The sequence below is a fragment of the Streptomyces sp. A1277 genome, from assembly GCF_004795015.1.
Classification (GTDB): Bacteria; Actinomycetota; Actinomycetes; order Streptomycetales; family Streptomycetaceae; genus Streptomyces.
The window spans coordinates 237223-256537 of record NZ_SSBI01000002.1; the positions used below are offsets into that span (position 1 = coordinate 237223).

General features: G+C 72.9%; 19 protein-coding genes. 6 read left to right on the top strand and 13 right to left on the bottom strand.

Annotated features, from left to right (window positions below; translation table 11 throughout):
* Positions 1–65: 65 nt before the first annotated feature.
* From E6R18_RS02480 to E6R18_RS02490, 3 genes are all read right to left on the bottom strand, one after another.
* Complete coding sequence (locus tag E6R18_RS02480) at positions 66–1244, bottom strand: acyl-CoA dehydrogenase family protein (RefSeq protein WP_136315142.1); 1179 nt, start codon at positions 1242–1244, stop codon at positions 66–68.
* Between the two features lie 102 nt (positions 1245–1346).
* Positions 1347–2504 (bottom strand): methyltransferase, encoded by a 1158-nt coding sequence (locus E6R18_RS02485; RefSeq protein ID WP_136315143.1) that lies wholly within the window; start codon positions 2502–2504, stop codon positions 1347–1349.
* Between the two features lie 85 nt (positions 2505–2589).
* Positions 2590–2790: a hypothetical protein gene (locus E6R18_RS02490; protein ID WP_136315144.1), complete on the bottom strand. Its 201-nt coding sequence runs from the start codon at positions 2788–2790 to the stop codon at positions 2590–2592.
* Between the two features lie 249 nt (positions 2791–3039).
* Here E6R18_RS02490 and E6R18_RS02495 point away from each other — a divergent pair, with 249 nt between their 5' ends.
* Together E6R18_RS02495 and E6R18_RS02500 are read left to right on the top strand one after the other, a co-directional pair.
* Entirely contained in the window at positions 3040–3858 is an 819-nt protein-coding gene (locus E6R18_RS02495) for an endonuclease (protein WP_136315145.1), read from the top strand.
* A gap of 240 nt (positions 3859–4098) precedes the next feature.
* Positions 4099–5217 (top strand): chemotaxis protein, encoded by a 1119-nt coding sequence (locus tag E6R18_RS02500; RefSeq protein WP_136315146.1) that lies wholly within the window; start codon positions 4099–4101, stop codon positions 5215–5217.
* A 74-nt stretch (positions 5218–5291) separates the two neighbouring features.
* Here the strand turns inward: E6R18_RS02500 and E6R18_RS02505 are convergent, their stop codons facing one another.
* The 7 genes from E6R18_RS02505 to E6R18_RS02535 form a co-directional block, all read right to left on the bottom strand.
* Entirely contained in the window at positions 5292–7679 is a 2388-nt protein-coding gene (locus E6R18_RS02505) for a phosphoketolase family protein (protein WP_136315147.1), read from the bottom strand.
* Positions 7680–7722: 43 nt separating this feature from the next.
* Complete coding sequence (locus E6R18_RS02510) at positions 7723–9135, bottom strand: NADP-dependent succinic semialdehyde dehydrogenase (RefSeq protein ID WP_136315148.1); 1413 nt, start codon at positions 9133–9135, stop codon at positions 7723–7725.
* A gap of 195 nt (positions 9136–9330) precedes the next feature.
* Positions 9331–9858, bottom strand: a complete 528-nt coding sequence (locus E6R18_RS02515) for an ATP-binding protein (RefSeq protein ID WP_136315149.1) — start codon at positions 9856–9858, stop codon at positions 9331–9333.
* A gap of 189 nt (positions 9859–10047) precedes the next feature.
* Positions 10048–12147 carry a xanthine dehydrogenase family protein molybdopterin-binding subunit gene (locus E6R18_RS02520; protein ID WP_136315150.1) on the bottom strand — a complete coding sequence of 700 codons (2100 nt, stop codon included), beginning with the start codon at positions 12145–12147 and terminating at the stop codon, positions 10048–10050.
* Between the two features lie 13 nt (positions 12148–12160).
* The gene (locus tag E6R18_RS02525; RefSeq protein ID WP_136315151.1) at positions 12161–13147 is read right to left on the bottom strand and encodes a xanthine dehydrogenase family protein subunit M; all 987 of its coding nucleotides are present in this window, start codon (positions 13145–13147) and stop codon (positions 12161–12163) included.
* Complete coding sequence (locus E6R18_RS02530) at positions 13144–13716, bottom strand: 2Fe-2S iron-sulfur cluster-binding protein (protein WP_136315152.1); 573 nt, start codon at positions 13714–13716, stop codon at positions 13144–13146. The genes E6R18_RS02525 and E6R18_RS02530 overlap by 4 nt, the downstream gene beginning before the upstream one ends.
* A gap of 93 nt (positions 13717–13809) precedes the next feature.
* Entirely contained in the window at positions 13810–14199 is a 390-nt protein-coding gene (locus E6R18_RS02535) for a hypothetical protein (RefSeq protein ID WP_136315153.1), read from the bottom strand.
* Positions 14200–14403: 204 nt separating this feature from the next.
* Between E6R18_RS02535 and E6R18_RS02540 the strand changes: the two genes are divergently transcribed.
* Positions 14404–14736 carry a DUF6479 family protein gene (locus E6R18_RS02540; protein ID WP_136315154.1) on the top strand — a complete coding sequence of 111 codons (333 nt, stop codon included), beginning with the start codon at positions 14404–14406 and terminating at the stop codon, positions 14734–14736.
* Between the two features lie 106 nt (positions 14737–14842).
* Entirely contained in the window at positions 14843–15670 is an 828-nt protein-coding gene (locus E6R18_RS02545; RefSeq protein WP_136315155.1) for a VOC family protein, read from the top strand.
* 97 nt (positions 15671–15767) lie between these two features.
* On the opposite strand, the gene E6R18_RS02550 is transcribed toward E6R18_RS02545, so the two are convergent.
* Together E6R18_RS02550 and E6R18_RS02555 are read right to left on the bottom strand one after the other, a co-directional pair.
* The gene (locus E6R18_RS02550) at positions 15768–16259 is read right to left on the bottom strand and encodes a GNAT family N-acetyltransferase (RefSeq protein WP_136315156.1); all 492 of its coding nucleotides are present in this window, start codon (positions 16257–16259) and stop codon (positions 15768–15770) included.
* A gap of 46 nt (positions 16260–16305) precedes the next feature.
* Complete coding sequence (locus E6R18_RS02555) at positions 16306–16707, bottom strand: DUF1992 domain-containing protein (RefSeq protein WP_136315157.1); 402 nt, start codon at positions 16705–16707, stop codon at positions 16306–16308.
* A gap of 215 nt (positions 16708–16922) precedes the next feature.
* On the opposite strand from E6R18_RS02555, the gene E6R18_RS02560 reads away from it, so the two are divergent.
* Both E6R18_RS02560 and E6R18_RS02565 read left to right on the top strand, forming a co-directional pair.
* The gene (locus E6R18_RS02560) at positions 16923–17498 is read left to right on the top strand and encodes a hypothetical protein (RefSeq protein ID WP_240799572.1); all 576 of its coding nucleotides are present in this window, start codon (positions 16923–16925) and stop codon (positions 17496–17498) included.
* Entirely contained in the window at positions 17495–18079 is a 585-nt protein-coding gene (locus E6R18_RS02565) for a hypothetical protein (RefSeq protein ID WP_136315159.1), read from the top strand. Before E6R18_RS02560 ends, E6R18_RS02565 begins: the two co-directional genes overlap by 4 nt.
* A 79-nt stretch (positions 18080–18158) precedes the next feature.
* On the opposite strand, the gene E6R18_RS02570 is transcribed toward E6R18_RS02565, so the two are convergent.
* The gene (locus E6R18_RS02570) at positions 18159–18962 is read right to left on the bottom strand and encodes a tyrosine-protein phosphatase (protein WP_136315160.1); all 804 of its coding nucleotides are present in this window, start codon (positions 18960–18962) and stop codon (positions 18159–18161) included.
* Positions 18963–19315 lie beyond the last annotated feature (353 nt).

Sequence of the window (19315 nt, forward strand, 5' to 3'; positions counted from 1 at the left end):
GCGCCTGAGGGCCGGCGCTCAGGAACCGGTCGCACTCGCGGACCAGCCGGCCCGCCTGGAATCTCTCAGCGCCGTACGCGCGGCATCCCGAGGCCGACCCAGGAGATGATCTCGCGCTGGATCTCGTTGTTGCCGCCGCCGAAGGTGAAGATGACGGCGGAGCGGTAGCCGCGTTCGAGTTCGCCGTGCAGGACGGCGCCGGCCGAGCCCTCCTTGAGGGGGCCCGCGGAGCCGACGACCTCCATGAGCCAGGCGTAGGCGTCGCGGCGCGCCTCGGAGCCGTAGACCTTGACGGCGGAGGCGTCCTGGGGGGTCAGGGTCTGGTGCTGGACTGCGGAGACCATCTGCCAGTTGAGGAGCTTCATCGCGTCGAGCCGGGCGTGGGTGCGGGCGAGGCGGGTGCGGACCCAGCCGAGGTCGATGACGCGGCGGCCGTCGCCGAGGCGGGTCTCGGCGGCCCAGCGGCGGACGTCGTGCAGGGCGCGGATGGCCATCGTGCCGTGGGCGGCGAGCGTGACGCGTTCGTGGTTGAGCTGGTTGGTGATGAGCCGCCAGCCCTTGTTCTCCTCGCCGACCCGGTGGGAGACGGGGACGCGGATGTTCTCGTAGTAGCTGGCGGTGGTGTCGTGCGAGGCGAGGGTGTTGATCAGGGTGCAGGAGTAACCGGGGTCGGAGGTCGGGACGAGGAGCATGGTGATGCCCTTGTGGGCCGGGGCGTCCGGGTCGGTGCGGGCGGCGAGCCAGACCCAGTCGGCGGTGTCGCCGTTGGTCGTCCAGATCTTCTGCCCGTTGACGACATAGCTGTCGCCGTCGCGTACGGCCCGGGTCCTGAGGGCGGCGAGGTCGGTGCCCGCGCCGGGTTCGCTGTAGCCGATCGCGAAGTCGGTCTCGCCCTTGAGGATTCCGGGCAGGAAGGCGGCCTTCTGCTCGTCGGTGCCGAACCGCATGAGCGTCGGGCCGACGGTGTTGAGGGCCATCAGCGGCAGCGGCACGCCCGCCTGGGCCGCCTCGTCGAAGAAGATGAACTGCTCCGTCGGCGACAGGCCCCGGCCGCCGTACTCGGTGGGCCAGCCGACGCCGAGCCAGCCGTCGGCGCCCAGGCGCCGGATCGTGTCCCGGTAGAAGCGCTTCTGGGCGGCCGGGTCCCCGTAGCGGGCGTAGGCGTTGTCGGGGACCAGGGCGGCGAAGTACGCACGCAGTTCGGCGCGCAACTCCTGCTGCTGCGGCGTGTATTCGAGGTGCACGGCCCCTCCGGGATGCTTACGGTCGCGTCGCTGGTGTGCGGCGGCGCACACAGTAGAACGTGTTGCAAGAATCCGGAAGGGGCACGGCCCCCGGTGCGCGGGTCAGCGCTTGACGGCGCGCAGCACGACGAACTTGGGGTCGCCCGCCACCGTGGTGCAGTTGCCGAAGATGCGGCGCAGGGCGGTGTGGTGGCCGAGGTGCCGGTTGGCGACCACCCAGAGTTCGCCGCCCTGGCGCAGGGCGCGACGCGCCCCGTAGAACATGTTCCGGGCGGTCGCGTCGGTGGTGGCCTGGTGGGAGTGAAACGGCGGGTTGTTCAGGACGAGGTCCGCGCTGCCGGGCTCGGCGCCGGCGAGGGCGTCGCCGACGATGAAGCGGGCGCGGGCCCCGGGGCCGGTGTTGGCCCGGAGGGTTTCCTCGGCCGAGGCGACGGCCTGGTGGGACTCGTCGATGAAGGTGAGGGTGGCGTCGGGGTTGGTAAGGGCGGCGGCGAGGCCGACGACGCCGTTGCCGCAGCCGAGGTCGACGACCCGGTCGGGGCCGCTGCGGGCCGGCAGGTGCTTCAGGAAGAAGCGGGTGCCGATGTCGAGCCGGTCGGCGCAGAAGATGCCGGCGTGGTTGGTGACGGTGCGCCCGGCGACCGGTCCGGCGTCGGCGGGCAGCGCGTAGCGCAGGGGCCAGGGGCTCGGGGTGCGGGGCAGGGCGGGGTCGGGCGTGCAGTGGATGAGCCGGGCCTTGCGGACCGCGAGGGAGGTGCGGGTGGGGCCGATGATCCGCTCGAAGAGGTTGAGCGTGGAGGTGTGGATCTCCTTGACCATGCCGGTGCCGACGACGACGGTGCCGGCGTGCACGGCGGGTGCCAGCCGGTGCAGTTGGTCCTCCAGGAACGCGAGGCTCTTGGGCACGCGTACGAGCAGCACGTCGATGCGGTCCGGTGGGGTGTCGCGCGAGGACAGCAGGCGCACGGCGTCCGCGTCCGCCCCGTTGCGTTCGAGGTTCGCCTCGGTCGCCCGCTGCGCGAGACAGGAGTCGCTGATCTGTACGGGGCGGTGGGCTGCGAGCACGGTGCTCAGCGCGCCCCAGCGGTCCCCGACCACGACGACGCGCCCGGAGAGGTCGACCGGGTCCGCCCCGTCCGTCCCCTCCAGGTGCTGGAGCAGATAGGCGTCGGCCGCATCCCAGGCACGGAAGGGGTCGCGAGGGTCCTCGGGGTGTCGGGCGAGGTCGTAACCGGCCCCTGACGTCGTCAAACGGTTCATTGTCCGTTCAGGCTAACCGAGCGGCGCCCGGCGCCCGAACCAGCGCCGCGGCGCGACGGCCGTGGCCGCCGCGCCACGCCCCTTCCTACGGCAGTCGCTTGTCGATGGCCGCCCGGCCCTCTCTGGCCAGGGTGCGCCGTGCCCACTCGATGTTCTCCGGGGTCAGATCGCGCCCGGACGCGAGCACCAGGTCCTCCGCCGACGGATCGTCGCTGGCGCCGGTGTGCAGCAGGCCGTCCGGGGTCACGCCCCGGGTACTGGATACGGATTCGGGCTCGTCGCTCATGCCGCCTCCTTGTCCTTCCCGTCATTCTCGCCCTCCGCCGCCGGGCGCGCATCCGATGCCGGGTGGGGCCGCAGAGGAGACTCCGGACCCTTACTTGACCTGCACATGATAGATACGCCGTGTTCACACATCGTCACGGTCCGCATGGAAGGCTCCGCGTACCACATAGCGAACACGACCACCGCGGAGCCGCCTCCCCCACCTCGCGTCGGCGCCGCGGTGTGCGCATTCCCGGAGAGGACACCCCACATGTCCCGTCGCCACCTTCCCCTGCGGCGCTCACTGCCCGCCGCGCTCGCCGTCCTCGCGGTACTCACCGGCACCGCCGCGGCCGCACCGGCCCCCGCCCCGCCGACCGCCGCCGCCGGCCCGTTCGCCTCGCTGGACGACACCTATTACCAGGACGCGGTCGGCAAGACCGGCACGGCACTCAAGAGCTCGCTGCACACGATCATCAGCGACCAGAGCAAGCTCACCTACAGCCAGGTGTGGGACGCCCTGAAGGACACCGACGAGGATCCCGCCAACTCCTCGAATGTGATCGAGCTGTACACGGGCCGCTCCGAGCCCAAGAGCAACAACGGCGGCAGCGTCGGCCAATGGAACCGCGAGCACGTCTGGGCCAAGTCCCACGGCGACTTCGGCACGGCCACCGGCCCCGGGACCGACATCCACCACTTGCGCCCGTCGGACGTCCAGGTCAACTCCACGCGCGGCAACAAGGACTTCGACAACGGCGGCAGCGCGGTGAGCGGCGCGCCCGGCAACTACACCGACGGCGACTCCTTCGAGCCGCGCGACGCCGTCAAGGGCGATGTGGCGCGCATGATCCTGTACATGGCGGTGCGCTACGAGGGCGGCGACTCGTTCGCCGACCTGGAGCCCAACGACAGCGTGTCGAACGGCTCCGCCCCGCACATCGGCCGGCTCTCGGTGCTCAAGACCTGGAGCGAGCAGGACCCGCCGGACTCCTTCGAGAAGCGGCGCAACGACGTCATATTCGACCAGTACCAGCACAACCGGAACCCGTTCATCGACCACCCCGAATGGGTGGACGCCATCTGGTGACCGGGGCGGCCGACGCCCTGGCCCGTGGGCCAGGGCGTCGGCCCCACTGCGCCGCCGAGGGCTCGCCGCACGGGGCTGGTCCGGTCCACAAGCGCTCCGCCTGCTGAAGGGACGCACGGAGGCAGGGCCTCCCGCACCCGGAATGACCAACTCGCCCATATTACGATCAAAAGGTATGAATTGACTCGTTGAATCACCCGCTCCGCACGCCGTGCGCGTAATTCCCCCGGGAGGGAACTGATGGACACGGACGCCCTGACCGCCGGCCTGCTGCAGGAACTGCGCGCGGCCAAGCCCTATCCGGCCCTCTCCCTGACCATGCCGACCCACCGAAGTGCCCCCGACAACGCCCAGGACGCCGTCCGGCTGCGCAACCTGCTCTCCGAGGCGGGCAACAGGCTGGAGGCCGACCCGGCGGTCACCCGCGAGGCGCGCACCGCGATCAGGCAGCAGCTCGACCGCGCGGTGGGCGAACTCGATCAGCGCCGGGCCCTGGACGCGCTGGTGCTCCTGGCGACGGCCGAGGAGTACCAGATCTGGCGGCTGCCCCGTACCGCACCCGAACGGGTGGTGCTCAGCGACAGCTACCTGACCCGCAACCTCGTCGCCGCGAAGGCGCAGGCCCAGCCCTTCTGGGCGCTCACCGTGTCGTCCGACCACGCCGCCCTCTACAGCGGCACGGCCGACTCCGCGCAGGAGGCGCACGTCGGCGGCTTCCCGCTGGCCGCCCCGCACTGGGACCCCAACCCGCAGCGCGTGGAGCGGATCGGCGACACGCCGAGCAACTTCACCAACGAGGACACCCGCAACTTCCTGCGCGATGTGGACGAGAAGCTGCGCGCCGTCCTGGCCACCGACCCCCGCCCGCTGTACCTGGTCGGGCTCGCCCCGGCGCTCGCCCTGTTCGACGAGGTCGGCGAGAGCGCGAAGGGCGCGGCCGGCCGGGTCACCAAGGGCGCTCCGGCCGAGAACTCGGGGCCCGGCGACCTGCTGACCGAGCTGCGCCCGGCCCTGGAGGCCCGGCGCGAGCGGTTCGCGGCGGAGATCGACGGGAAGCTGGACGAGGCGCGCGGGCGCAGGGCCTTCGCCGGCGGACTCGACGAGGTGTGGGCCGCCGTCCGCGAGGGCCGCGCCGGTCTGGTGGCGGTGGAGGAGCACTACCAGCAGACGGTCCGGGTCGACCAGGAGCACCTGAAGCCGGTCGGCGCGGACAGCGCGGACCTGACGGACCCGGACGTACGCGAGGACATCGTCGACGAGCTGGTCGAGGCGGCGCTGGACAACGGCGCGGACGTCGTCTTCGTCGCGGACGACTCGCTCAAGGAGCACGGCCGGGTCGCCGCGGCGCTGCGCTTCTGAGGCGTCGGCGCGGGTCACGGCGAAGGCCCGGACGGGATCGCACCGTCCGGGCCTTCGCCGTGACCCGCGCCGCCTCAGCCCTCCCAGGCCCAGTTGGCCACCTCGGGCAGGTCGGTGCCGTGCTCCCGGATCCAGGCGTGGTGGCGGGTCCGGGTGTCCACCATCTCCTGACGCACCGCCACGGCACGCACGCCGAGGCCGGGCACCCGGTCGATGACGTCCATGACCAGGCGGTAGCGGTCCAGGTCGTTGCGGACGACCATGTCGAAGGGCGTGGTGGTCGTGCCCTCCTCCTTGTAGCCCCGCACGTGCAGGTCGCTGTGGCCGGCCCGGCGGTAGGCCAGCCGGTGGATCAGCCAGGGATAGCCGTGGTACGCGAAGATGACGGGCCTGTCCCGGGTGAACAGCGCGTCGTACTCGGAGTCCGGCATCCCGTGCGGGTGCTCGGAGTGCGGCATGAGCCGGGCCATGTCCACGACGTTGACCACCCGCACGGCGAGTTCCGGCAGGTGGCGCCGCAGAAGCTGGGCGGCCGCCAGGGTCTCCAGCGTGGGTACGTCCCCGGCGCAGGCGAGCACGACGTCGGGTTCCCGGGTGCCGTCCTCGGTGCCCGCCCACTCCCACACCCCGGCGCCGCGCGCGCAGTGCACCCGGGCCTGGTCGAGGCTGAGCCAGTCGAAGCTGGGCTGCTTGCCGGCCACGATGACGTTGACGTAGTCCCGGCTGCGCAGGGCGTGGTCGGCCACCGAGAGCAGGGTGTTGGTGTCGGGCGGCAGGTAGACGCGTACGACTTCGGGGCTCTTGTTGAGGATGTGGTCCACGAAGCCGGGGTCCTGGTGCGAGAAGCCGTTGTGGTCCTGGCGCCAGACGTGCGAGGTGAGCAGGTAGTTGAGCGAGGCGATGGGCCGGCGCCACGCGAGGCGGCGCGAGGTCCGCAGCCACTTGATGTGCTGGTTGACCATCGAGTCCACGATGTGCGCGAATGCCTCGTAGCAGGAGAACAGCCCGTGCCGGCCGGTCAGCAGATAGCCCTCCAGCCAGCCCTGGCACAGGTGCTCGGAGAGGACTTCCATGACGCGGCCGTCGCGGGACAGGTGCTCGTCGGTCGGGAGCGTACGGGCCTGCCATGCCTTGCCGCTGGCCTCGTAGAGCGCGTCGAGCCGGTTGGACGCGGTCTCGTCGGGGCCAACGACCCTGAAGTCCCTGCGGTCGGCCGTGGCCGCCATGACCGCTTCCAGGAGGCCGCCGAGCACCCGGGTCGGCTCCCGCAGCGAGGTGCCGGGCCGGTCCACCGGGACGGCGAACCCGTCGAGGTCCGGGATGGGCAGGTCCCGCAGGAACAGGCCGCCGTTGGCGTACGGGGACGCGCCGAGCCGGGCGGCGCCCTCGGGTACGCAGGCCAGGACCTGCGGGGTGGGGCGCCCCTCGGGGTCGAAGAGCTCATCGGGCCGGTAGGAGCGCAGCCACGCCTCCAGCTGGCGCAGGTGGTCGGGGTTGTCCCGGACGCCGGGCAGCGGGACCTGGTGGGCGCGCCAGGTGCCTTCGACGGGCAGCCCGTCCACCTCGGCGGGGCCGGTCCAGCCCTTCGGGGTGCGCAGCACGATCATGGGCCACCGGGGCCGCTGCGTCGCGCCGCCGGTCCGGGCGGCGGCCTGGATCTCCTGGATGCGGTCGACGGCCCGGTCCATCGCGAGGGCCATCTCGCGGTGCACGGCGCGGGGGTCGTCCCCCTCGACGTACAGGGGCTCGTGCCCGTAGCCGCGCAGCAGGGCGTCCAGCTCGGTCTGCGGGAGGCGGGCGAGCACCGTGGGGTTGGCGATCTTGTAGCCGTTGAGGTGGAGCACCGGCAGGACGGCCCCGTCGTGGACCGGGTCGAGGAACTTGTTCGCGTGCCAGGACCCGGCGAGCGGCCCGGTCTCCGCCTCGCCGTCGCCGATGACGCAGGTGACCAGGAGCTCGGGGTGGTCGAGGGCGGCGCCGTAGGCGTGGCCCAGGGAGTAGCCGAGTTCGCCGCCCTCGTGGATGGAGCCGGGTGTCTCGGGCGCGACGTGGCTGGGTACGCCGCCGGGGAAGGAGAACTGCTTGAACAGCAGGCCCATGCCCTCGGCGTCCCGGCTGACGTCGGGGTACGTCTCGGAGTAGCTGCCCTCCAGCCAGGAGCCGGCGAGGACGGCGGGCCCGCCGTGGCCCGGGCCCCAGATGCACAGGGCGTGGGTGCCGCGCGCCCTGATGAGGCGGTTGAGGTGGGTGTACACCAGGTTGAGGCCCGGTGAGGTGCCCCAGTGCCCGAGCAGCCTCGGCTTGATGTGCTCGGGTGCGAGCGGCCGGGTCAGCAGCGGGTTGTCCATCAGGTAGATCTGCCCGACGGCCAGGTAGTTGGCGGCCCGCCAGTGCGCGTCCAGCGCGTCGAGCTCCTCGTCGGAAGGGCCGGCCGTCGGCGAGGACGGTGGGGCATCGCTCATGGTCACCTCTCAGCGGGCGGGTGCGGGGGCGTCTCGCGTGCGGTCACTGCGGTTCGGGGCCGAACCACACGGTGGTGGGGTTGCAGAACTCGCGGATGCCGTGTCCGGCGAGCTCGCGCCCGTAGCCCGAGCGCTTCACCCCGCCGAAGGGCAGCGCGGGGTGCGAGGCGGTCATGCCGTTGAAGAACACACCGCCCGCCTCCAGGTCGCGGACGCAGCGCTCGGTCTCCTGGGCGTCGCGGGTCCACACGTTGGAGCTGAGGCCGAACGGGCTGTCGTTGGCCAGCTCCACGGCCTCGTCCAGACTGTCCACCCGGTAGAGGGCGGCGACGGGACCGAAGGTCTCCTCGCGGTGGATGCGCATGGCGGGCGTGATTCCGGCGAGGACGGTGGGGGCGTAGAACCAGCCGTTCTCCAGCCCGCCGCCCAGGCCCTCGGGCCGGCCGCCGCCGCACAGGGCGCTCGCCCCCTGGCGCACCGCGTCGTCCACCAGCTCCTCCAGGCCGGCGCGGCCCTGCTCGCTGGCGAGCGGCCCGACGTCGGTGGACTCCTCCAGCGGGTCGCCGACGGCCAGGTCGCGCATGCCGACGGTGAAGCGTTCGGCGAACTCCTCGTACACCTCGGTGTGCACGATGAACCGCTTGGCGGCGATGCAGGACTGCCCGTTGTTCTGGGCCCGGGCGGTGACGGCGGTGCGGGCGGCCTTGGCGACGTCCGCCGAGGGCAGGACGAGGTAGGGGTCGCTGCCGCCGAGTTCCAGGACGGTGTGCTTGACCTCGTCGCCCGCGATGGATGCGACGGAGCGTCCGGCCGGTTCGCTGCCGGTCAGGGTGGCCGCGACCACCCGGCGGTCGCGCAGGATGCCCTCGATGGCCTTGGAGCCGACCAGGAGGGTCTGGAAGCAGCCGGCCGGGAAGCCTGCGCGGTGGAAGAGGTCGCCCAGGTACAGCGCGGTCTGCGGCACGTTCGACGCGTGCTTGAGCAGTCCGGTGTTGCCGGCCATGAGCGCGGGGGCGGCGAAGCGCACGACCTGCCAGAGCGGGAAGTTCCACGGCATCACGGCGAGCACGGGGCCGAGCGGGCGGTAGCGGACGTAGGCGCGGGAGGCGCCGGAGTCCTCGACGTCGGCGGGCGCGGGGTGCTCGTCGGCGAGCAGTCCCTCGGCGTGCGCCGCGTACCAGCGCATGGCCTTGGCGCACTTCGCGGCCTCGGCGCGGGCCGCCGTGATGGGCTTGCCCATCTCCAGGGTCATGGTGCGCGCGATGTCCTGCTGGTCCTCGTCGAGGAGGTCGGCGGCCCGGTTGAGCAGCCGGGCGCGTTCACCGAATGTGGTGGTGCGGTATTCGCGGAAGGCGGCGTCGGCCGCGGCGAGCCGCCGCTCGATCCCGTCGGCTTCCAGCGCGTCGAACGTCCTGAGTGTCTCGCCGTTCGCGGGATTGACCGTCGCGATGGGCATGACTGTGGCCTCCTTGCCTCGGTACTTCGACCGTGCCGCGCCGCACGCCGGGCCGCAACGCGGGCCGTGGCGCACACCGGCCCCCGCCGCCGCGTACCCGGCCGGCGCGGATCATGCGTGCGGTGCGCACGCGATCCGCGCCGGGAGGGCTGCGGTGCGGGGGCCGGTGTGCGCCACCGTGCCGGGCCGCGCGCCTCAGACGAGGGCGGGGGCGGCGTCGTGGACGCGGACGGGCTCGTCGGTGCCTGCCGGGACGGGGTCGGGGATCTCCGCGACCACGGCCGGCGGGCGGCGGAACTCGCGGACGCCGGGCAGCGGCGGCAGCGGGACCAGCTCGATGTGCTGCGGCTCCTGGGCGTAGCGGGTGAACCAGACGACCTTGCCCTCGGCGGTCCGGCAGGTGCCCCAGCTGTCGCTGAGGGCCATGACCCGGCTCAGGCCGCCGCCCTCATGGAGCAGGCGCGGCATCTCGGAACCGTTGTCTGCGACGGAGACCGTGAGGTGCCGTCCGGTCCAGCGGAGTTCGACGACGCAGCGGTTGTCGTCGCCGACATGCCGCTGGACATTGGTCAGCAGCTCCTCCACAGCACGGCACACGGGCCGGATGTGGAGTTCGAGACTCCAGTGGCGCAGGTGGGCGGCGACTATCCGTCGCAGCTGGTCCACACGGTCTGCGGAAACCTGGAGTTCGACCAGATAGTGCCGGTCGAGTGGAACGGTCATCGTCGAGGCTCCTCACATCGAGGCCCACGTTCTTCGCCCCGTTGAACCAACGACCCCCGAATACGAAGAGTGAGCAGATGTCTCTTCTGGGTCACTCCACAGGGTGACCCGGCTGAGCCGGTCGCGCAACACGTCGGGCCCGCACCCCGGGTGACCGGCGCTTTGGCGTCTCCGGGGTGCGCGCGGCGGTCAGGGCAGATGGGTGAGTACCCGGTCGGGGGTGAGCGGCAGGGTGCGCAGCCGGACTCCGGTGGCGTGGTGGAAGGCGTTCGCGACGGCCGCGGCTGCGCCGACGATGCCGATCTCGCCGATGCCCTTGCTGCCCATGGGGTTGAGGTGCGGGTCGTCCTCCTCGATCCAGTGCGCCTCGATGTCGGGCACGTCGGCGCAGGCGGGCACGTGGTAGGAGGCGAGGTCGCGCTCGGTGAAGTCGCCGAAGACCGGGTCCATGGTGCTGCCCTCGGTCAGTGCCATGCCGAGCCCCATGGTCATGCCGCCGATGAACTGGGAACGTGCGGTACGGGAGTTGAGGATGCGGCCCGCCGCGAAGACGCCGAGCATGCGCCGCATGCGGACCTCGCCGGTGCGGGTGTCGACGGCGACCTCGGCGAAGTGCGCGCCGAAGGCGTGGCGGGCGTACGGGGATTCCTCGGCGGTCTCCTCGGAGGTGTCGGCGGTGACGGTCACTCCCTCGGCGGGCAGCGGCCCGGTGTGCGCGGCGAGCCGTTCGACCAGCCCTGAGGCGGCCTTGTGCACGGCCCACCCCCAGGAGGCGGTGCCCGAGGAGCCGCCGGCCACCGGGGCGTCGGGCAGGTCGCTGTCGCCGATGTCGATCACCACGTTGTCCAGCGGGGTGCGCAGCACGTCCGCGGCGATCTGCGCGAGGACGGTGCGGGCCCCGGTACCGATGTCGGTCGCGTTGACCGCGACCCGGTAGGACCCGTCGGCTGCGGCGTGCGCGGAGGCGTGGCAGGCGCTGGCGTAGACGGGGTACGTGGCGGAGGCGACGCCCGAGCCGAGCAGAAGGGCGCCCTCGCGGCGGGCGCCCGGGGCGGGGTCGCGCTCGGGCCAGCCGAAGCGTGCGGCGCCCTCGCGCAGGCAGGCGGCCAGGCCGCGGCTGCTGAAGGGCTTCCCGGAGTCGGGTTCGTCGGCCGGGTCGTTGCGCAGCCGCAGTTCGACGGGGTCGATGCCGAGTTCCGAGGCGAGTTCGTCCATGGCGGATTCGAGGGCGTACATTCCGGGGGCCTCGCCCGGGGCGCGCATCCACGACGGGGTCGGCACGTCCAGGGCGACGACCCGGTGCGCGGTCCGGCTGTCCGGCGAGCCGTACATGACGCGGGCCGGTACGGCGGCCTGCTCCACGAACTCCTTGACGGTGGAGGTGTGGGTGACGACCTCCTGGGCGAGAGAGGTGAGGGTGCCGTCGGGCCGCGCCCCGAGCCTGACGCGCTGCACGGTGGGCGCCCGGTGTCCGGCGATCGCGGGCATCTGGCGCCGGGGCAGGGCGAGTTCGACGGGACGCCCCGTGTGGAGCGCGGCCATCGCGGCGAGCACGACCTGCGGGCGCGGGGTGCCCTTGGAGCCGAAACCGCCGCCGACGTGTTCGGAGACCGCGGTGACCTGGTCCGGTCGCAGCCGGAAGGCGGCGGCGAGGCTGTCGCGCACCGTGGTGGCGCCCTGGCTGGAGTCGTACACGGTGAGGTGGCCCTCGGGCGACCAGTGGGCGGTCGAGGCGTGCGGCTCCATCGGGTGGTTGTGCAGCGCCTCAAGGGTGTAGGTGACGTCGATGCGTACGGGGGACGCCTCGAAGCCCCGGTCGAAGTCGCCGCGTTCACGGACGGCCGGGTAGCCGCCGTTGGCGTTCTCGGGGGTGTAGAGGCCCGGGTGGTCCTCGGTCAGCACGACGTCGTGCGGGGCGGTCTCGTAAGTGATGTGCAGCGCCTGGGCACCGGCCCGGGCGCTCGCCAGGGTGTCGGCCACGACGAGCGCGACCGGCCAGCCGCGGTGGGGCACCCGGTCGTTCTGGAGGACTGCGAGGACCGGGTCGTCCGGATCCTCGATGCGGGGCGCGTTGTCGTGGGTGAGGACGCTGTGGACGCCGGGCTGCGCCAGGGCGTCGACGGTGCGGACTGCGGTGACCCGGCCGGCCGGCACGGCGGCGGGCACGGGCCAGGCGTACAGGCAGCCGGGCAGGCCGCGCTCGGCGGCGTAGCGCGCGGCGCCGGTGACCTTGTCCCGGCCCTCGCGGCGGACGACGGGGGCACCCAGTGGCTGGGGGGCGTGGCTCATGGCAAGACACCTCCTAGGATCGGGCGGCGAGTTCGGCGAGGGCGTCGACTGCCAGGTGGCGGGCGAGGCGGACCTTGAAGGCGTTGTCGCGCAGGGGGCGGGCCGCGGCGAGTTCGGCGTCGGCCGCCCGCAGGAAGGTGGCGTCGGTGGCGGGCGCGCCGCGGAGGATCTGCTCGGCGGCGCGGGCCCGCCAGGGCCGGTGGGCGAGCCCGCCGAAGGCCAGCGCGGCGTGCTCGATGCGTCCGTCGCTTACTCGCAGGACGGCGGCGACGGAGGCCAGGGCGAAGGCGTACGAGGCGCGGTCGCGGGCCTTGCGGTAGAGGCAGACGGTGCCGTCGGGCAGGGGCGGCAGCAGCACCTCGGTGACGAGTTCGCCCGGCCGGACGACCGTGTCGGCGTCGGGGTTGTCCCCCGGCAGCCGGTGGAAGTCGGTCACGGCGACGGTCCGTTCGCCCTCCGGTCCGTGCAGGACGACGTCCGCGTCCAGGGCGGCCAGCGCCACGGCCATGTCGGAGGGGTGGGTGGCGACGCACTCCTCGGAGTGGCCGATGACGGCGAGGTCGCGGTGGGCGCCCTCGCGGGCGGGGCAGCCGGTGCCGGGTTCCCGCTTGTTGCAGGGCTTGGACGGGTCCTGGAAGTAGGTGCAGCGGGTGCGTTGGAGGAGGTTGCCGCCGGTGGTCGCGATGTTGCGCAGCTGCCCGGAGGCGCCGGCGAGCAGGGCCTGGGACAGGGCGGGATAGCGGGTGCGTACGGCGGGGTGGGCGGCCAGGTCGCTGTTGCGCACGGTGGCGCCGACGCGCAGCCCGCCGTCTGCGGTGTCCGTGACGTGGTCCAGCGGCAGCCGGCTCACGTCCACGAGCATGCCGGGCGTCTCGACGCCGAGTTTCATCAGGTCGACCAGGTTGGTGCCGCCGCCCAGGAATCTGGCCCCGGGGTGGGCGGCGCAGGCGCGGACCGCGTCGGCGACGGATGCGGCGCGCAGGTAGCCGAAGGGTTTCACGACGCCACGTCCTCGATCGCTTCGACGATGCGGGGGTAGGCGCCGCACCGGCAGAGGTTGCCGCTCATCCGCTCGCGGATCTCCTCGGCGTCGAGCCGTGCCGGGAGGCCCACGGGGGCGCCCGGCGGGGTGACGTGCGAGGGGAAGCCCTGGCCGGCCTCGGTGAGGACGCCGGCGGCGGAGCAGATCTGGCCGGGTGTGCAGTAGCCGCACTGGAGGGCGTCGCGGTCCAGGAACGCCTCCTGGAGGGGGTGCAGCCGGTCGCCGTCCGCCAGTCCCTCGATCGTGGTGATGCGGGAGCCTTCCTGGGCGACGGCCAGGAGCAGACAGCTGTTGGCGCGGCGGCCGTCCACCAGGACGGTGCAGGCGCCGCACTGGCCGTGGTCGCAGCCCTTCTTGGCCCCGGTCAGGTCCAGGTGGTGGCGCAAGGCGTCCAGGAGGGTGGTGCGGTGGTCCAGCGTCAGGGTCCGCTCCGCGCCGTTGATGTTCAGGGTCAGGGTGGCGGAGGGGAGGTCGCCGGGCGCCTGCGGTTGTCCGGCGCCGCCCTCCCACCCACTGGTCGGGTCCACGTGCGGCACCTTTCGACGAAGTCACTTTGTCCGATTTCTACCAGATGTGAGTCGTCGTACCGTGCCCCACCGGGACCGCCGCAGGCGTTCGGCCTACTTGTTGTCCAGCCGCAGCCGCACTTCTTCCTCCTGGTCGCCGGAGACGGTGCCCACGACCTGCACCGCGAAGGCGTCGGCCAGGCCCTGCCGGAGCCGGTCCACGGCCTGGTAGCCGCCCTGGACCTCGGCGGTGACGGGAGCACCTAGGGTCACGGAGCCCGAGACCGTCCGGGTCTCGGACACATCGACGGTGGCGGTCCAGGCGGTGGGCCGCTTGGACGCGGCCTCGTGGGGAATGTCGGCCGAGGACCGGTCGGTGGTGAAGGCGGCCCGCAGCACGTCGAAGACCGTACGCGCGTCGTCCTCCGGGCAGTCGCTGACGACGACCGAGACCTCCTGGTCGTGGTGGTTCTCCGCCGCCTGCTGCTCCTGTGTGCTGTTCACGCTGTTCCTTCCGAAGGGATCAATGCCGTCCCCTCCAGGCTTACCCCGTGAGCAGGCGGGTGCGACATGAGCGGCCCGGGGCCCCGCCACGGCGGCCGATCGGACCGTACGCCGGCCGAAACTTTTTCTGTATGTATATCCACTTAAAACATGAATTCGATCTCCACTCCGAGTGACGCCCGCGTCCTGGGGTATCCGGCAAGCATGGATGTTTCGGATGGAGCCCTGAATTCCCTGGCAGTCACCCTCGCGGACGGACGCGGAGCGACCGGAATCGTGCTGGGGGTGATCGGTGTGCTCCTGGTGGCTTTGCTGATCGGCGCCTTCTGGCTGGGCAAGCGACGGCACGACCAGGAGCTGCCCCCGCCCCGGCCGGACGAGCAGCCGGTCGGGCCGGAGCACCGCAGCCACGCCGAGCAGAACGACGTCCACGGCGACGACCACTTCCCGGCCGACGGCAGGGGACTCTCGCCGTACGAGCTCGGCGACAGCGGCAACGAGCCGATCCGCCACGAGGACGACGACAAGCGCGAGTGACCCCCGAGCGGCGGGCGGCGGCGCGTGTTGCGGGCGCCGCCGCCCGCGGTGAGGCTGGTGAGGGCCCCGGCACACCTGCCGCACCCCTGATGAAGGCAGTAGCACCATGACCCCAAGCACCTCCGGCGCGGCGCCCGCACGGGCGGCTCTGACCGGGTCTGCGGCCCCCTGCTGGGTCAATCTCATGACCCGGGACCTGGAGTCCGCCCAGGAGTTCTACGGCCCGGTGATGGGCTGGACCTTCCGCCCGGGCCGGCTCGGCCAGGACTTCTCGGTGGCCCGCCGCGGTGACGTCCCGGTCGCCGGTATCGGCGCCGTGGCCACAGCCTTCCGCGTCGCGGTGGCCTGGACCCCGTACTTCGCCGTCCGGGACGCCGACGTGGCCGCCTCCCGCATCCGGGAGCGCAGCGGCACGGTGGCGGTGGGGCCGCTGGCGCTCGGCAAGGGGCGCGGCGCGCTGGCCGCCGACCGGGACGGTGCCGGGTTCGGCATCTGGGAGCGGACCGAGCCGACGACGTCACCGCCCGCGCCGGACGGCCATGCGCACGCGTGGCTGCGGCTGCGCACCCGCAGCGCCTTCGACGCCGCGATCTTCTACGGCGAGGTCCTAGACTGGGCGAGCGGAAAGCCGGGCGCCTGCGAGGTGGCCTACGCCAAGGACGAGGTCGTCGTGCGGTGCGGGGGGCGCCAGCTGGCCCGGATCAGCTCGGGTGCGGTCGAGACGGCCCCGGACCCGCTGGTCCGCCCGCACTGGCAGGTGAACTTCCCCGTGGCCGACGTGGGCGCCACGATCCAAACGGCACGCGAGCACGGGGGCTCGCTCGTGGAGGAGCTGACCCGCGCCGAGGGCCGGGAGGCGACGCTGATCGACCCGGACGGCGGACTGTTCACCGTCACGGACGTCCACCGCGCCTCGGACGCCGGCCCGGCCTGACAGCACGCTCAGGCGACCGGCAGCACCAGGTCGATGGACTGTTCACCGTCACGGACGTCCACCGCGCCTCGGACGCCGGCCCGGCCTGACAGCACGCTCAGGCGACCGGCAGCACCAGCTCGGGGCGGTCCCACATCACCGCCGGGGGCGTGGCCCGCACGGTGCCGGTCCGCTGCGCGCCCACGCTCAGGTAGAAGCCCTCCGCCGGAGGGTGCGAGACGACGCGTACGCCGGGCACCCCCCGGGCGACGGCCTCCTGGCGCAGGTGGCCGATCAGGAGCCGCCCGGTGCCGGTGCCCTGCGCGTCGTCGGCGACGAAGAGCAGGTCCAGCTCGGGCGGGTCCAGGACCAGCGCGTAGAAACCGAGCACCCGCCCCGTCGTCTCCTGCTCGGCCGCGAAGACCGCGTGCGCCTCGATGTAGTCCGGCCCCACCCGGTATCCGGCGACCATGGGTGCGTACGGGCCCTCGTACGCACGCGAGGACCGGACCAGCCGGGTGAGGCGCTTCGCGTCCCGCGCGGTCGCCCGCCGGATACGGACCGGGCCGCCGGACGTGCGGCGGCCCGTCGGCGTAACGCTTGATCTCATGGGGCGAGTATTACGCATCCGCCGGCGACAGGGACTCGGGCCGGTCTCAGGAGGCGCGCGCCTCGCGCCACTCCTCGACCAGGGCGGCCACGTCGAACGGCCGCAGGTTGAGCAGCGGTCCGGGCGGTGGACGGCGCACGGCCGCGTGGATCTTCTCGTTCACCTCGGTCAGCACCCGCCGCACCTCGGCCTCCGTCCGGATCTCCGGCAGACGGGCGAGGACGTCCTCGGCCTCCTTGCGCAGCGCCAGCGCCGGCGGGAGCACCGACACCCCTTCGCGCTGCATCTTCGCCTTGATCCACCACGTCTCGTCGTACGGGGCGCTCAGCGCTTCGAGGGGCTTGCCGAATCCTGGCAGCCGGGAGATGTCACCACGCTGTTCCGACTCCCGGATCTGCTGGTCGACCCAGGATTCGAAGCTGACACCCGCGGGTTTGCGCTCGGTCACCGTGATCCGCCCCTCTCGGAGGACTCCTGCTGCGGCCCCACCAGCCTACCGGGGCGGCCCATCGGCGACGGGCGCGTCCCGAACGCGTCGAACGCGTTCGCAGGGGTACACGAGCGTCACGCCCGGCCGAGAACGGAGCCGGGCGACCAACCGAAAGGGATGGTGGGAGTGGAACACAGCGACTTGCGGACCGACTACCGCCGGGGGTGGTGACCATGACGACCCTCGTGATCATCCTCGCGGTCGTCGTGGTGGTGGCCGCCGGACTGTTCTTCGCCTTCGGCCGGAAGACCGGCGGGCATGGGCTGCGGCGCCGCTTCGGGCCCGAGTACGACCGTGCCGTCGACCGGCACGACGGCGACACCAAGGCCGCCGAACACGAGCTGAGCGAGCGGCTGAAGCGTCACCGCTCGCTGGACGAGCGCCCGTTGACCCCCGAGGCCAGGGACGAGTACACCGCCCGCTGGGCGCGGATCCAGGACCGATTCGTCGACTCGCCGCAGCAGGCGGTGGCCGATGCCGACGCGCTCCTCGCGGAACTGGCCCGGGACCTGGGCTTCCCCGACGGCAAGGACTTCGGCGAGCAGAGCGACGCGCTCTCCGTCCACCACGCCGAACACGTCCACGGCTACCGGCGCGTCCACGCCGCCCGGCGGGGCGAGGGCGACACGGAGGAGATGAGGGAGGCCCTGGTCGAGGCCCGCGGCCTCTTCGACGTCCTCGTATCGAACGGCACGGACGCCCCGGTTAGCCGGGACCCCCACCATGCGGAAGGAAGTGGCACGGCATGACGAAGGACACCGACCGCACACCGCGGACCCCCGCCGCGGCTCCCGGAGCGCCCACGAACCGCCCGGCCGTCGCCGACACCGGTACGGGGGCCGCGCGCCCCTCGGACGACGTCCCGGCCCGCCCCCCGCAGATGGCGGCCCCCGCCCCCTCGGGCACCGGGCACGCGGCGCCGGAGGTCTCGACCCGGGCCGCTGACACCGGGCGCACGGCACCGGACACCCCGACCGGCGCAACGGACACCGACCGAACGGCGACCGGACACGAACCGGCCGACGGCGCCACGGCGCACGGCGCGCCCGACGCGGCGCAGCCCCTGCTGCCGACCGGTGACCAGGACAAGCTGGCCCACCGCCTCCAGCAGGCGGTCGCGGACTTCGTCGAAAGCCCGCACCGGGCCGTCGAGGAGGCCGAATCCACCTTCGACGCGGTCGTCACCGGGCTCACGGACGCGCTCCAGGAGCGCCGCCGCACCCTGCACGTCGCGGGGCAGGACGACGGGGACCCCGGGACGCGGACCGAGGAGCTGCGGGTCACCCTGCAGCACTACCGCGACATCACCGAACGGCTTCTGAAGGTGTGAGGGGCGCGGCTCCCCCACACCCGGCACTCTGCCCCCGGCACATCCCGTGCCGGGGGCAGAGTGCCGTGCCGGGAGGCCGCTACGGGCGGGCGTAGACGACCAGTTCGCTGCGCAGGCGCCGCAGCGTGGGGCCGGGGACGCGCAGGCAGTCGCGCACATAGCCGTCCAGACCGCCCCAGCGCTCGTCCATGGCGTCCAGCGCCGTGTCGAGGTAACGGGGGCGGACCTCGATGATGGCGGACGCGATCTCGGGGTCGCCGCCCGCGTCGAGGAAGCCCTGCACGTACGGCCGGTAGGCGGCCCGCACCACCGGGTTCACCGCCAGGAACTCCTGGCGCACGACGTCCCGTGAGGCGCCGAGGATCAGGAGCAATAGGGCGGCCCCCCAGCCGGCGCGGCCCTTGCCCGTCGCGCAGTGGAAGAGCACCGGGCGCGCGGCGGTGTCGGCGGCCGTGTCGATGAAGGCGCGGTACGCGGCCGCGGCACCCGGTGAGAGCACCATCTGCCGGTAGGACTGGGCGAACACCTCCTCGGCCCTGCCGTTCCCGAGCAGTCGTTCGGCCTCCACCGGGTCCGCGAGCAGCGCGCGGAAACGGGCGGGGGCCACACCCGGGTTCTCCCCCAGCACGTCGGCGACGAACAGCCGGGCGCCGGGCGGGAGGGTGTCGGGCGCCGAGCCGCGCTCGTCCGCGCTGCGCAGATCGACGACCGTACGGATGCCGAGTGCGGCCACGGCGGCGTCGTCCACCGGGTCCAGCCCGCTGAGCCGGCCGGAGCGCAGCAGCACACCCTGTCGCACCTGCCGGCCGGGGCCCAGGGGGATGCCTCCCAGGTCGCGCAGATTGAGGGCGGAAGCGGTCGGGACGGCCCTGACGGTCTGCACGATGGGTTTCCTCTTTTCCCGACACGAATCCGAATCGACTGTTCGGCTTGGCCGGATCAAAAGTCGCATGATGTCGGCAAATCGACAAAGTAAAACGCCGGGGATCTTCGATCGGGCGCGGCAGGGCGGACGGCCGGCGGAGGCGCCGTTTCCCGCTCCCCCTCCTGTTCACCTGGAGATGACCTGGAGGCGGAATAGCGGCGGAATGGAGTGCCTGTGGGGCGTGGCGCCCGCAAACCCCCCTCATTCCGCCATTGCCCACTCCCTCCGGGCCTCGGATTCCGCGTCGGCGAGAACGCCCCGCCGCTTCAGCGCGACGGCCTGCTCCGGGGCCGGGGCCGGCGCGAGGGCAT